This is a genomic window from Bacillus sp. EB106-06-01-XG163, assembly GCF_058791615.1.
Window position 1 is genome coordinate 47,112 of sequence record NZ_JBYTDS010000006.1, and the last position, 13,431, is coordinate 60,542.

The 13,431-nt window shown below is 47.3% G+C and carries 13 protein-coding genes; 10 read left to right on the forward strand and 3 right to left on the reverse strand.

The window, feature by feature from the left end; translation table 11 throughout:
* Positions 1–36 precede the first annotated feature (36 nt).
* The gene (gene kapB, locus AC3WTF_RS09020; protein ID WP_015418096.1) at positions 37–423 is read left to right on the forward strand and encodes a kinase-associated lipoprotein KapB; all 387 of its coding nucleotides are present in this window, start codon (positions 37–39) and stop codon (positions 421–423) included.
* 24 nt (positions 424–447) lie between these two features.
* Here the strand turns inward: kapB and kapD are convergent, their stop codons facing one another.
* Positions 448–1,065: a 3'-5' exonuclease KapD gene (gene kapD, locus AC3WTF_RS09025; protein WP_003152084.1), complete on the reverse strand. Its 618-nt coding sequence runs from the start codon at positions 1,063–1,065 to the stop codon at positions 448–450.
* A 151-nt stretch (positions 1,066–1,216) separates the two neighbouring features.
* Here kapD and AC3WTF_RS09030 point away from each other — a divergent pair, with 151 nt between their 5' ends.
* The 3 genes from AC3WTF_RS09030 (at position 1,217) to AC3WTF_RS09040 (ending at position 4,860) form a co-directional block, all read left to right on the forward strand.
* Positions 1,217–2,461 (forward strand): multidrug efflux MFS transporter, encoded by a 1,245-nt coding sequence (locus AC3WTF_RS09030; RefSeq protein ID WP_007408659.1) that lies wholly within the window; start codon positions 1,217–1,219, stop codon positions 2,459–2,461.
* Between the two features lie 89 nt (positions 2,462–2,550).
* A complete protein-coding gene (locus AC3WTF_RS09035; RefSeq protein ID WP_012118304.1) occupies positions 2,551–4,425 on the forward strand; it encodes a transglycosylase domain-containing protein in 1,875 nt (624 codons plus the stop codon).
* Between the two features lie 21 nt (positions 4,426–4,446).
* Positions 4,447–4,860, forward strand: a complete 414-nt coding sequence (locus tag AC3WTF_RS09040) for a thiol-disulfide oxidoreductase DCC family protein (protein WP_007408661.1) — start codon at positions 4,447–4,449, stop codon at positions 4,858–4,860.
* 14 nt (positions 4,861–4,874) lie between these two features.
* Here AC3WTF_RS09040 and AC3WTF_RS09045 read toward each other — a convergent pair whose 3' ends face one another.
* Positions 4,875–5,432, reverse strand: a complete 558-nt coding sequence (locus AC3WTF_RS09045; protein ID WP_007408662.1) for a YufK family protein — start codon at positions 5,430–5,432, stop codon at positions 4,875–4,877.
* 174 nt (positions 5,433–5,606) lie between these two features.
* On the opposite strand from AC3WTF_RS09045, the gene malK reads away from it, so the two are divergent.
* From malK to nupQ, 6 genes are all read left to right on the forward strand, one after another.
* Positions 5,607–7,208 (forward strand): malate sensor histidine kinase MalK, encoded by a 1,602-nt coding sequence (malK, locus tag AC3WTF_RS09050; RefSeq protein ID WP_012118305.1) that lies wholly within the window; start codon positions 5,607–5,609, stop codon positions 7,206–7,208.
* The gene (locus AC3WTF_RS09055; protein WP_003152077.1) at positions 7,201–7,908 is read left to right on the forward strand and encodes a response regulator; all 708 of its coding nucleotides are present in this window, start codon (positions 7,201–7,203) and stop codon (positions 7,906–7,908) included. The genes malK and AC3WTF_RS09055 overlap by 8 nt, the downstream gene beginning before the upstream one ends.
* Positions 7,909–8,309: 401 nt before the next feature.
* Entirely contained in the window at positions 8,310–9,383 is a 1,074-nt protein-coding gene (locus tag AC3WTF_RS09060; protein ID WP_047936073.1) for a BMP family lipoprotein, read from the forward strand.
* A gap of 141 nt (positions 9,384–9,524) precedes the next feature.
* Positions 9,525–11,057 (forward strand): ABC transporter ATP-binding protein, encoded by a 1,533-nt coding sequence (locus AC3WTF_RS09065; protein ID WP_043020760.1) that lies wholly within the window; start codon positions 9,525–9,527, stop codon positions 11,055–11,057.
* Entirely contained in the window at positions 11,050–12,096 is a 1,047-nt protein-coding gene (locus AC3WTF_RS09070; RefSeq protein WP_047936075.1) for an ABC transporter permease, read from the forward strand. The genes AC3WTF_RS09065 and AC3WTF_RS09070 overlap by 8 nt, the downstream gene beginning before the upstream one ends.
* Positions 12,097–13,056 (forward strand): guanosine ABC transporter permease NupQ, encoded by a 960-nt coding sequence (gene nupQ, locus AC3WTF_RS09075; RefSeq protein WP_003152071.1) that lies wholly within the window; start codon positions 12,097–12,099, stop codon positions 13,054–13,056.
* A gap of 45 nt (positions 13,057–13,101) precedes the next feature.
* Here nupQ and AC3WTF_RS09080 read toward each other — a convergent pair whose 3' ends face one another.
* Positions 13,102–13,320 carry a hypothetical protein gene (locus AC3WTF_RS09080; RefSeq protein WP_047936077.1) on the reverse strand — a complete coding sequence of 73 codons (219 nt, stop codon included), beginning with the start codon at positions 13,318–13,320 and terminating at the stop codon, positions 13,102–13,104.
* Positions 13,321–13,431: the final 111 nt, after the last annotated feature.

Consider the following 13,431-nt stretch of genomic DNA (forward strand, 5'->3'; position numbering starts at 1 on the left):
GATCTTTTATAGAATAACTAGAGAGAGGTGAACGCTATGAATACGTTTGACATCGGCACAATCGTAAAAGGGTTTTATAAAACAGGAGCATACATAGGGGAAGTGACAGACGTCAGGCCCAATCACTATTTAGTGAAAATTAAAGCCGTTCTGACGCATCCCGCTCAAGGAGATCTTCATCATCCGAAGCAGGCGGATGTTCCGTTTTTTCATGAAAGAAGAGCGCTTGCATTCGGGGAACAGACAAACATACCGCATCAGATGGTCAAACCGTTTGATGGCGAGGTGCCTGATTATACGGCTTCCTTACAAGCGGCGTCTGCCCGGCTGAAAGATCAGCTTACAGCGGACGGCTCAGAATGGGCGGAACGTTCGCTTGCCAACTTGGCCGCGTTAGAGCGTGACTATTTTAAAAGAACTTGACCCAGTCGGCATGATTGGGTTTTTTTATGTGGCCCGGCGAAACAGTTCAGTCAGATCGACGCGATCACCGATCGTCGGAGGTTTCGGTTTTTCAAGATATTGTTTATCCCGCTCGACAAGCTTGAATAATTTGTATGTCGTCCGCGCATCATCCAGCGCTTTATGATGCGTGCCCGTCCCTTTATCGCCATACTCTTCTGCCGCTTTCCAAAGGCCGGTCAATGTTCTGTCGCCGAAGAAGTTTTTGTATTCAAGGGACAGATCCCGAAGTTCTCCTTTGAACGGAAAAGGGATGTGGTTAAACATGCAATTTTGCTTTAACACTTTCATATCCATATTGCCCCAGGTGACGATCGTGCAGTTTTTATCAGGATCAAGCTCATTTAATTTGCGGATGAATTCATTAAACGTGATTCCGCCGTCCACGTCTTTTTGGGTGATGTTCAGAAAGGTTTTGCATCGTTTCGTCAGCTTCGGAAATTTTTTCGGTTTGATATAACTCGAAAACGTTTCAGTCACTTCATCATTCACCGTCTTGACAATCCCCGCTTCAATAATCTCGGGAAAGAAATTTTGCGGGCTGTATTTTCCGTCAGGCATTGTAAATTCAAAATCAATAATGAGCAGACTGCGCTGATCCACTTTTTTTACACCTGCCTTTCCTCCGATCAAAAATGATATTTTATGATAGTATATCAGTTTCCCCTCTGAAACTTTCTTCATTTTCTAAAAATAATGAATTTTCCTATATCCGCATCGAAAATACAAATACCGGATTCATTCCTATATACTAATGATTAGATACACGAAAAGTAAAGAAGGTGATGTTATTTCTGTCCGTAAGAAGAACTTCGTCGTCATTTGGATTACAAATTTCTTTATTTCCGCCAGCATGACCATGATTGTTCCGTTTCTTTCGTTATATATCGAAACGATCAGCCCCCATTCGGGCGGGTATGTGCAGAGATGGAGCGGGTATGTGTTCGGCGTCACGTTTTTAATGGCGTTTGTGATTTCCCCGTTTTGGGGAAGATTCGGCGATAAGCGCGGCTACAAAAAAATTCTCTTGATTACAGGAACCGGCATTGCCGTCAGCATTTTATTGATGGGGTTTGTGACATCCGTTTATCAGCTGTTTGTCCTGCGGCTGCTTATGGGTCTAGTAACAGGGTTTGTTCCGACATCGCTTGCCATGATTTCGGCGCAGACGCCGAAAGAGACTGCCGGGAAGACGCTCGGCACGCTGCAGATGGGTCAGGTGTCAGGCACTTTATTCGGACCGATGCTGGGCGGGCTGCTCGCTGACAGCTTCGGGTTTACGTACACATTTTTTATTACGTCTTTTGTCATTTTCGCGTCCGTGCTTCTCGTTTTATTTCAGGTCAATGAGCAGCCGCTCGGCGAGAAACAAAACAAGCGGAAAACCTATTCCAGAAAACAGGTGCTCTCCTATATTTTTCACCAGCCCGCGCTTTGGGCGATGATGGTGCTTACTATGATCGTGCAGACCGGCAATTTCAGCATCCAGCCGCTGCTCGCTTTATATGTCAATGAGCTGCACGGACCTGTTAATTTAGCCTTTTTCTCCGGAATGGCGTTTTCAGCTACCGGACTCGGAAGCTTACTGCTTGCCCGGAAATGGGGGGACTTCGGCGACCGCTTCGGCCACAGCCGGATCTTAATCGTGCTTTTGATTGCCTCAGCGGTGTTTTTCATTCCGCAGGCGCTCGCCTCCTCCCTCTCCATTCTGTTAGTCTTCAGATTTCTGTTCGGCATGGTCATGGGCGGCACGCTCCCCTGCATTACGGCCGCAATCCGCGTCAGGGCGCCGGGCAGCATCCAGGGAGAGGTGCTCGGCTATAACGTCAGCTTTCGTTTTCTCGGAAATGTGCTCGGCCCTCTGCTCGGAGGTGCGGTCTCAAGCGGTTTTTCCATTTCGGCTGCTTTCTACGTCACCGCCTTTCTCTTTTTAATAGGCGCGGGGCTCTTATGGATGGCGGGACATCTGCAAAAGGATACAGCGTCAAATGCGGGCTGACCGGCAGCGATCACGATTTCTTCTAAATTTAACCTTCTCGTATTCTTAAAAGAATGATACGATATGGCTAGAAATCAGGAGAAAAGAGAGTGACCATGGTACGTAAAATAATCGGATGGATTTTGCTGCTCGGCATTATCCCGTTGTGTGCATTTACAGTTATTGCTTCCGGCAAAGAGGTAAAACAAATCAAGCCTTTTGATCAGGTGCTCGATAAACATATTGATTTAAAAGCGATAAACCTGGTTCAAAACAGTTACATGTATGACAGGGACGGAAGCCTTGTTTCTGAGATTGTCAGCGATCATGAGAACCGCGTGATCGTGCCCTTTAATAAAATACCGAATGAGGTAAAACAACTGTTTTTAACCTCTGAAGACCGTCATTTTTATGAGCATAAAGGGTTTGACTTTATGGGGATGGTCAGGGCGGCCGCCTCCAATTTCAAAGATCATAAAATTGATCAGGGCGCCAGCACCATCACCCAGCAGCTGGCAAGGAATGTGTATTTAAGCCATGAACGCACCTTCAGCCGAAAACTGACGGAGCTGGCCTATTCCTATCAGCTTGAGAAAAAATACAGCAAAGATGAGATTTTAGAAGGCTACTTAAATACGATTTATTTTAATAACGGCGTATACGGTGTCGGTTCGGCGGCACAATTTTATTTCAGCAAGCCGCTGAAATCTCTCACTTTGGGAGAAATGGCCTTTATCTGCGCCATCCCTAATAACCCTACATTATATGATCCTCTCAAGCATTTTGATTATACGAAAAAACGACAAGTCAGATTGCTTAACGGATTAAAAAAAGCAGGCGTTATATCCGGGAAACAGCTGAAAAAAGCCGAAAAGGAAAAGATCAAGCTTGATATAAACGAAAAAACAAATAAATATCCTGACTATGTTTCCTATGTAAATGATGAATTCACACAGCTTGTTTCATCATCCGAAGGCTATGACAAACGTCTTGAAAAAGCTTCCGGAAAGGCGAAACAAAAAATACAGAGTGAGCTTTCAGACAGAGTCAGCACATTGTTAAAAGACGGCGTAAAGATTTATACGGCGCTGAATCCGTATATGCAAAACCAGGTCGTCGCCCAAGTGAATCAAAATCTGCCGTATGCAGGCGTCCAGGGCGGAGCGGCCGTGATTAATCATCAGACACATCAGATTATCGCGCTTTCAGGCGGGAAAGATTATCATAAATATGATTTCAACCGTGCCTATCAGGCATACAGACAGCCCGGTTCATCCATTAAGCCGCTGCTTGATTACGGACCTTACATTGAAAAGACCGGCGCAACGCCACACAGCAAGATTGACGCAAGCAAATTCTGCAGTGCGGATTACTGCCCGCAAAACTACAATAACCGCACGTACGGTACGGTCACGCTGGAAACGGCGTTTAAATACTCGTACAACACACCGGCCATCAGAATCATGGACCGCGTCGGCGTCAATAAGGCGTTCAGCTACCTTGAACCGTTTCATTTCGCGAAGCTGGTCAGCGCGGATTACCGTCTGCCTGCGGCGCTTGGCGGTTTTACAAACGGCATGACTCCGCTTGAAATGACCAATGCGTACACCACGTTCGGCAACAACGGCGTTTATACGCCGAGTCACGCGATTACAAAAGTGACTGATTTAAAAGGAAAAACGATATTAAAATGGAAAGATGAGCCGACGCAGGTATTCAGCGTGCGGACCAACATGCAGATCAAAGAAATGATGAAAGCCGTCGTCAAAAGCGGAACAGGAAAAAAAGCGAACTTTAAAGCTCCGTACGTCGGCGGAAAATCAGGAACGTCAAATGACTATCACGATATGTGGTTTGTCGGCCTGACGGACGCTTATACGATGGGGGTATGGGTCGGAAAGGATACACCGTCAAGCGTCGAATACCTTCATGACGCAAGCCCTCAGCTTTCGATCTGGAAAAACACGCTGCAGGCAGCTTATTAAAGATAACGGAGGGGATCCGCTTTGAAACCAGCTCAGCTTCCGGACCGCGTGCTTTTGTTTGACGGCGTCTGCAACTTATGCAACGGCGCCGTTCAATTCATCATTAAACGCGATCCGGCCGGCAAAATCTCATTTGCTTCATTGCAATCAGATACCGCCCGGGAGCTTTTGGCATCAGAAGGACTTCCGACAGAACAATTTGACAGCATGATTTTTATCGAAAACGGGCGGATATACAAAAAATCCGCAGCCGTGTTAAAGGTTTCCCGTCATCTCCGCGGAGCCTGGCGGCTGTCAGCGGTTTTTTTCGCAGTGCCCCGCCCCCTCAGGGACAGAGCCTATTCTTTCATCGCCCGGCGCCGTTACAAATGGTTCGGAAAAAGGGAAGCATGCATGCTCCCCTCCCCTGAGATCAAAAACAGATTTCTGTCTTAACAAAAATGGCTAGCTTACACAGGTAAGCTAGCCATTATGCTATTATAAAGCTTGATAAAGATGTACAAAATACCGATAACAAAAGTAAACCAAAACAGAATCTCAAGCAATATAAAACCGATCAGCGAAACGATCGAGAGTGTCGAATAGATTCTGTACACCATGAAAATCAAATAAACGAGCGTAACAACGGCAAATAACGCCGCAATCCAAAAACCATTCTGCACGAGCGCAAAGGAAAGAATTCCTCCGCCTACATAAATTAAAGAGCCTAATCTGATTTTTTTCAGATTGTCCCCTTCAGGGTCATTTGTGAAAAACAAAAGAGACAGCTCTGTCACTGTGTTTGCAATCAGCTTCAAAGCCGAAAAAAGCATAAAATACACAAGGGCGAACGCTGCAAAAAGCGCCAGTCTGATCCCTTTCTCAGAGAAATAATCCAGCATCCCCTGATACATGCCGAGCGTCTGAAGTATCTTCATGACATAAAGCGAGGTAGAAATGGATAATGACGAACTAAAAAGCAGAATCGCAACGAGCGGAAAATAACCCGTCCAATAAGTATTTTTCATATAAAAAGTCCCTTTCTGTAATCTACCTCACTTATTATGGAGGACTTAAAACACATTGACAAGATAAAAAATACCATTTTTCCTCACTTTTACGAAATAAGGGCCTGATCTTCACAAACCGGCTTTTTCGGAGTAAAGTAGAACGCGGGAATGATAAACGTAAGGAAGGCTGTTATGAAAAAAACATTAAAATTGCAAACCCGATTAACGATTTTCGTCTGTATTGTCGTCCTTATCGCACTTTGTATCACCTTTTTCACGATCAGCGTCCAAACAGCAGACCGCGTGAAAGAAGAAGAACGGACGACCGCGCTGCGCACCGCAAAGCTGGTCGCGGAAACACCGAGTGTCGCGCGGGCATTGCAAACAAGAAAAGGGCTGAAAGAGCTCCGGGATTATACATTAGACGTCCAGCATACGACAGGAACCGAATTTGTCGTGGTGATGGATATGAACAGCATCCGCCTCACCCACCCCGACGCAAATAAAATCGGGAAGAAATTCACCGGCGGAGATGAACAGCCGGCGATGCACGGGCATATCAAAACGAGCACATCAGCGGGAACTCTCGGAAAATCCATGAGAGCCTTCGTACCGATCTATGGAAAAGATAAAAAACAAGTGGGCGTCGTTTCGGTCGGAATTTCGCTTAACAAAATACAGGATGTCGTCAGCCACAGTTTGAGACCGCTTTATTTCATCATCTGCGTAAGTATTTTTGTCGGCGTCATCGGAGCCGTCATTGTCGCCCGCACCGTCAAAAACATTATGTACGGTCTTGAGCCTTATGAAATCGCCACCCTCCTGGAAGAGCGGAGCGCCATGCTCGAATCAACGAAGGAAGGCATTCTGGCGGTTGACGCGCGGGGAAAAATCAAGCTCGCCAATGCGGAAGCGAAACGGCTTTTTATTAAAATGGGTATTCCGACTAATCCGGTCGATCAAGATGTGAACGATATTCTCCCGAAAAGCCGGCTGAAACAAGTGATTGAAACGAAAAAACCGCTTCAGGACAGGGATATCCGCATTAACGGGCTTGAGCTGGTCTTTAATGAGGTTCCGATTCATCTGAAAGGACAAACCGTCGGAGCGATCGCCACGTTCAGGGACAAAACGGAGGTCAAACATTTAGCAGAACAGCTGTCCGGTGTTAAAATGTATGCAAACGCATTAAGAGCCCAGTCTCATGAATTCATGAATAAGCTTCATGTTATTTTAGGGCTTGTCCAGTTAAAAGAATACGATGATCTCGGCACTTACATTAAAGACATTGCCATTCAGCAGAAGACGGAAACAAGCGAGATTATAAGTGATGTCAAAAGTCCGGTTCTCGCAGGGTTTCTTCTAGGAAAACAAAGCTACATACGCGAACAGGGCGCTGATCTGGACATTCAGCTCGGCAGCCTGATCCCGAATGCGGCGGATCCAGCCGTCATCCATGAGCTCATTACGATTATCGGAAACCTGTTAAACAACGCGCTCGACGCGGTGGCGCAGATGCCGAAAAAAAACATTACGTGCTCGATGCGGTTTCAGGATCGCCAGCTTGATATAGAGATTACGGACACGGGAGCCGGAATGTCTGCGGCAGACCAAGCCCGTATTTTTGAACAAGGTTATTCCACGAAAGGGACAAACCGGGGGTTCGGCCTCTATTTCACCCAGCAGGCAACAGAAAATTTAAAAGGCCATATGATTGTGACAAGTGAAAAGAATGAAGGAACGACTTTCAGTCTTCGCATTCCGTATGAACCGAAGGAGGAAAATGATGATTAATGTACTCATAGTTGAAGACGACCCCATGGTGGGTGAATTAAATAAACGCTATCTCAGCCAGATTGAAGGATTTCAGCTGAAAGGGATCGCATCATCCTTTCAAAGCGCGCTGCACGTGCTGAGCGAGCATCATATCGATCTCATCCTTCTTGACATTTACATGCCGGGAAAAAACGGGCTTGAGCTTTTAACGGAAATCCGCAAACAAAATGAATCGGTTGATGTCATCGTCATTTCGGCCGCAAGCGAGCTGGACGTCATCAAAAAAACGCTTCGGTACGGCGCCGTCGATTATTTAATCAAACCATTTGAATTTGACCGCTTTCAAACCGCTCTTTCCGACTACAGACGCAAGCAGAAAGTTTATCAATCACACAGAAGCATGACACAGAAAGAATTGGATGCCGAGCTTTTTCAAAAGAAAGAAGCGGCGGAAAAGGTTCACCTTCCGAAGGGATTGACAAAAAGCACGCTTAAACTCATCTGGGCGAGCATTGAGTCTTTCGGTGACGGCTCTTTTACCACAGAAGATCTCGCCAAGCATACTGAAATCTCGCAAGTCTCCATCCGGAAATACCTTAAATTTCTGGAAGACATACAAGTGCTGAATGTAGAAATGGCGTACGGCACGATCGGCAGACCCGTCTTCCAATATCATATCAACACCGGCAATGTCAGCAGCATCAAACAATATTTATAATGTCAAAAAGCGCCGTTCCGCTGTGAACGGTGCTTTTTTACTGTCATATCCCGTGACAAAAGGCTTGAGATTCCTTTTTTGTATGCTATATAAGGATAATGACCCGGCTGTTCCTCCTCTGTTTTATCCAGATGAGGAAGCCGATTCATAAAATTGATATTTTTTAAAAAATAAGCAAATTTCTATTTATTTATGGCGGGTAAAATGATAAATTATGATTGGTTAGCAGATCTTTTCAGATAAGTCATAAGTCCCGAACCCGGAAGAGACAGCCGCTCAAGGCGGGAAAAAGAGAGACGTCTCATCATTATTATCAGAAAGTTTTTTCGATTCTGCATCCGGTACGGGGACTCAAGTCTGAATTGAACGGCACAGCCATATTTTACAGGGGGGTTATATCTTTGAAAAAACGCAAAATCGGAATGGCGATGGCGCTCATCGCGGCGGCCGGAACCATATTAAGCGCATGCGGTTCAAGTGACAAAGCAAACGGCTCCGGCAGCAAAAACTTTACCGTCGGCATGGTAACAGATATCGGCGGTGTCGATGACAAATCATTTAACCAGTCCGCCTGGGAAGGTATTCAGGCATTCGGAAAAGACAACGGGCTTACAAAAGGCAAAAGCGGTTTTGACTATCTTCAATCAAAATCAGATGCAGATTATACAACGAACTTAAATAAATTAGCGCGGGAACACTTTGACCTGATTTACGGCGTCGGGTATCTGATGCAGGATTCCATCAGCGAAATCGCCGATCAGCGCAAAGACACCAATTTTGCGATCATTGACGCCGTTGTCAAAAAAGACAACGTGGCGAGCCTTACATTTAAAGAGCAGGAAGGTTCATTCCTCGTGGGAGCGGCTGCTGCGCTATCGAGCAAAACGGGAAAAGTCGGATTCGTGGGCGGAATGGAGTCTGAATTGATCAAAAAATTCGAAATCGGCTTCCGCGCGGGTGTACAAGCCGCAAATCCGAAAGCGACCGTCGAAGTGAAATATGCGGGCGGATTTGACAAAGCCGATGTCGGTAAGGCGACGGCTGAAAGCATGTTCAAATCAGGCGTTGACGTCATTTATCACGCGGCCGGCGCAACGGGAACGGGCGTCTTCACAGAAGCGAAAAATCTGAAAAAAGAAGATCCGAAGCGGAACGTATGGGTTATCGGTGTTGATAAAGACCAGTACGCGGAAGGCCAAGTCAAAGGCACAAAAGACAATGTCACTCTGACATCAATGGTCAAAAAAGTGGATACAGCCGTAGAGGACTTAACGAAAAAAGCAAGTGACGGGAAATTCCCGGGCGGCAAAACATTAACATACGGTTTGGCGCAAGATGCAGTCGGCATCTCGGATCACAAGGAGAACCTTTCTGACGATGTCATCAAAGCAACAGACGATTGGAAGAAGAAAATCGCGGACGGACTCGAGATCCCTTCAACTGAAAAAGAATTGAAATCCTTCAAGGCTGAGTAAGAACCAGGGGATAAGGAGACTTCCGTGCTAATCCCCTCTCTTTTATGAAAAGAGCGGTGAAGGAAAAGCTGCATCTCTTGCAGCTTTTCTTTTGCCAAGCTCTTTCTCATCAAAGTATCTCTGAAAAGGAGCGTCAAATCGGTGGATTATATCATTGAAATGCTTAATATACGCAAGGAGTTTCCCGGAATCGTCGCCAATGATGACGTCACGCTTCAAGTGAAAAAAGGCGAAATACACGCCCTTCTCGGTGAAAACGGCGCCGGAAAATCGACACTCATGAACGTTTTATTCGGCCTGTATCAGCCGGAAAAAGGCGAGATCCGGGTGCGGGGCGAACGCGTTCACATCAACAGCCCGAACAGAGCTAACGATCTCGGCATCGGGATGGTGCACCAGCATTTTATGCTTGTGGATACCTTTACCGTCTCAGAAAATATCATTCTCGGAAAAGAGCCGAAAACTTTCGGCCGAATTGACAGACAGCGCGCCGCCCGGGACGTGCGCGATATTTCCGACCGTTACGGCCTGCACATTGATCCTGAAGCCAAAGTTGCCGATATTTCCGTCGGTATGCAGCAGCGGGCGGAAATATTAAAGACCCTCTACCGGGGCGCCGACATTCTCATTTTTGACGAGCCGACCGCGGTGCTGACCCCGCACGAAATTCAAGAACTGATTCAGATTATGAAAAATCTTGTCAATGAAGGAAAATCAATCATCCTCATCACCCACAAATTAAAAGAGATTATGGAAGTCTGCGACCGTGTCACCATCATCCGGAAAGGAAAAGGCATTACAACACTCGATGTCGCACATACGGATCAAGATGAACTGGCAAGCCTTATGGTCGGACGCGAAGTGTCATTCAAGACGGATAAACAAGCGGCCGATCCGAAACAAGAAGTGCTTTCACTTTCTGATGTAACGGTTAAGGACGCGCGCGGCGTTGAGGCGGTCAAACAGCTCTCCCTCTCAGTCAGAGCCGGTGAAATCGTCGGCATTGCGGGCGTTGACGGAAACGGCCAGTCTGAATTAATTGAAGCCATTACAGGTCTCAGAAAAACGAATGCCGGCACGATCACGTTAAAGGGCAAACAGCTGCAAAACATGCCGCCCAGGAAAGTCACTGAAGCCGGCATCGGGCATATTCCGCAGGACAGGCATAAACACGGGCTCGTCCTTGATTTTCCGATCGGAGAAAATATCGTGCTGCAAAGTTATTACCAAAAGCCCTACTCTTCTTTCGGCATATTAAATAAACACACGATTTATGACAAAGCGCGAAGCCTGATTGAAGAATACGACGTCAGAACACCTGATGAATATACGCCTGCGCGCGCTCTCTCCGGGGGGAATCAGCAAAAGGCCATTATCGGCCGGGAAGTGGACAGAAATCCGGATCTTTTAATTGCGGCCCAGCCGACGCGGGGACTCGATGTCGGCGCGATTGAATTCGTCCATAAAAAGATCATTGAGCAGCGTGACGCCGGTAAAGCGGTGCTTCTGTTATCTTTTGAACTTGATGAAATAATGAATCTCAGCGATCGCATCGCCGTCATCTTTGAAGGCAGCATCATCGCAAACGTCAATCCGCTTGAAACAAACGAGCAGGAGCTCGGACTTTTAATGGCGGGAAGTAAGCAAATGGAGGCGGGGAAAACACATGATTAATCGACTTTCTCATCTGGCTGTGCCGCTGATTGCGATCATCCTTGGGTTAGCTGCGGGTGCGGTCATCATGCTCGCCAGCGGCTACAATGTCGTAAGCGGGTATTCGGCTCTTTGGAGCGGCATTTTCGGAGAAGTGTATTACATCGGGGAATCGATCCGCCAGATTACGCCATATATTTTGTCCGGATTGGCCGTGGCATTCGCATTTCGGACCGGCCTGTTTAATATCGGGGTTGAAGGACAGCTCCTTGTCGGCTGGACCGCCGCGGTGTGGGTCGGCGCTTCCTTTGACGCCCCCGCTTACATCCACCTTCCGCTTTCGTTATTGGCGGCTGCGGTTGCGGGCGGCATTTGGGGCCTGATTCCCGGATTTTTAAAAGCCCGTTTTTTTGTCCACGAAGTGATTGTCACGATCATGATGAATTATATCGCTCTTCATTTAACCAATTATCTCATTTCCGATGTTATGACGGACCACCGGGACAAAACAGACAAAATTCATGAAAGCGCGTCGCTCCGCTCGCCGTTTTTAGAGCAGATGACAGATTACTCCCGCCTTCACTGGGGCATTCTGATCGCTCTGTTTGCGGCAGTCCTCATGTGGTTTATCATTCATAAAACAAAAAGCGGATTTGAATTCCGGGCTGTCGGCTTTAACCAGCACGCCGCACAATACGCCGGAATGAGCGTCAGAAAAAATATGATGTACGCCATGATGATTTCCGGCGCCTTCGCGGGGCTTGCCGGCGCGATGGAAGGACTCGGAACCTTTCAATACGCGGCGGTTAAGGGCGCCTTTACCGGCGTCGGCTTCGACGGCATTGCGGTTGCGCTTCTCGGCGGCAGCACGGCAATCGGCGTTGTTCTGGCGGCATGTCTTCTCGGCGGCCTTAAAGTCGGGGCATTAAATATGCCGATTGAATCCGGGGTGCCTTCTGAAGTCGTTGACATCGTCATCGCCATTATTATTTTGTTTGTGGCATCAAGCTACGCCATCCGTCTCATCCTTGATAAATTGAAGAAAAAGGGGGCGAAGTAAGTGGACTTCCTGCAGATTTTATCCATTATTGTCCCGGCAACACTCGTATATGCGGCTCCGCTTATTTTAACCGCTCTCGGCGGCGTGTTTTCTGAAAGATCGGGAGTTGTCAACATCGGTCTTGAAGGACTGATGATTATCGGCGCCTTTACAAGCGTCATGTTCAACTTATTTTTCGGACGCGAGCTTGGCGCCGCCGCTCCTTGGCTCGCCTTGGCTGCGGCTATGATTGCCGGCGGACTGTTCTCACTGATTCACGCGGCCGCCGCGGTTTCTTTCCGCGCCGATCAGACGGTAACCGGTGTGGCGATCAATATGCTCGCGTTAGGAGCGACACTGTTTATCGTCAAGCTGATCTACGGAAAGGCGCAGACTGATAAAATCCCGGAGCCCTTTTACAAAACGAACATTCCCGGGTTAAGCGATATTCCGGTTTTAGGAAAGATTTTCTTTTCCGACGTATATTATACGTCGATTTTAGCCATCGTACTGGCCTTTGTTTCCTGGTTTATTTTATTCAAAACGCCGTTCGGCCTCCGCATCCGTTCTGTCGGGGAACATCCGATGGCGGCCGATACGATGGGAATCAACGTGTTCGGCATGCGCTATATCGGCGTCATGATCAGCGGGCTGTTCGGCGGGCTCGGCGGCGGTGTATATGCTTCCACGATCGCGCTTGATTTCACGCACTCCACCATTTCCGGGCAAGGCTTTATCGCTCTCGCCGCGCTGGTTTTCGGCAAATGGCATCCGATCGGCGCGCTCGGGGCTGCGCTGTTCTTCGGATTTGCACAGAGTTTGAGCATTATCGGCTCGCTTTTGCCCCTGTTCAAAGACATTCCGAATGTATACATGCTGATGGCTCCTTACATTCTGACCATTCTCGCGCTTGCCGGCTTCATCGGCCGCGCGGATGCGCCTAAAGCCAACGGCATCCCTTACATTAAAGGAAAACGCTGATTGCCACAAAAAAAAGAGTTCCGCACCCTGGTGCCGGAACTCTTTTCATCTATATACGATTCTGATATACTCACGCGGCTGAAACGGTGTTTGCATTGATTCAGCCGCACTCAGCTTTTCTTCCGCGTATTCCGCACCGAGAAAAAAACGCTCCCATTCATCTGCCTCCGTCTGCTGCCGCGTTTTGCAGAAATCGTCCGCTATGAATGTTCCTGCAATAATAGAACAAAATATTCCAATACAGGCCGCCGCCTTTCTCTTCATCTGACCAGCTCCTTTTTTAAAAGCTTGATCTGAAAGATAAATGTATATACAAAGATCAGGATATTTGATAAATTTATTTTGGGTTCAAAAGACCACAAAAACACAGAGAGG

Excerpts from the sequence above, each read along its gene's own strand:
- AC3WTF_RS09045 (WP_007408662.1), bottom strand. The coding sequence starts at position 5,432 with ATGAAAAATACTTATTGGACGGGTTATTTTCCGCTCGTTGCGATTCTG.
- AC3WTF_RS09055 (WP_003152077.1), top strand. The coding sequence starts at position 7,201 with ATGATTAATGTACTCATAGTTGAAGACGACCCCATGGTGGGTGAATTA.
- kapB (WP_015418096.1), top strand. The coding sequence starts at position 37 with ATGAATACGTTTGACATCGGCACAATCGTAAAAGGGTTTTATAAAACA.
- AC3WTF_RS09070 (WP_047936075.1), top strand. The coding sequence starts at position 11,050 with ATGATTAATCGACTTTCTCATCTGGCTGTGCCGCTGATTGCGATCATC.
- AC3WTF_RS09030 (WP_007408659.1), top strand. The coding sequence starts at position 1,217 with ATGATTAGATACACGAAAAGTAAAGAAGGTGATGTTATTTCTGTCCGT.
- AC3WTF_RS09080 (WP_047936077.1), bottom strand. The coding sequence starts at position 13,320 with ATGAAGAGAAAGGCGGCGGCCTGTATTGGAATATTTTGTTCTATTATT.
- malK (WP_012118305.1), top strand. The coding sequence starts at position 5,607 with ATGAAAAAAACATTAAAATTGCAAACCCGATTAACGATTTTCGTCTGT.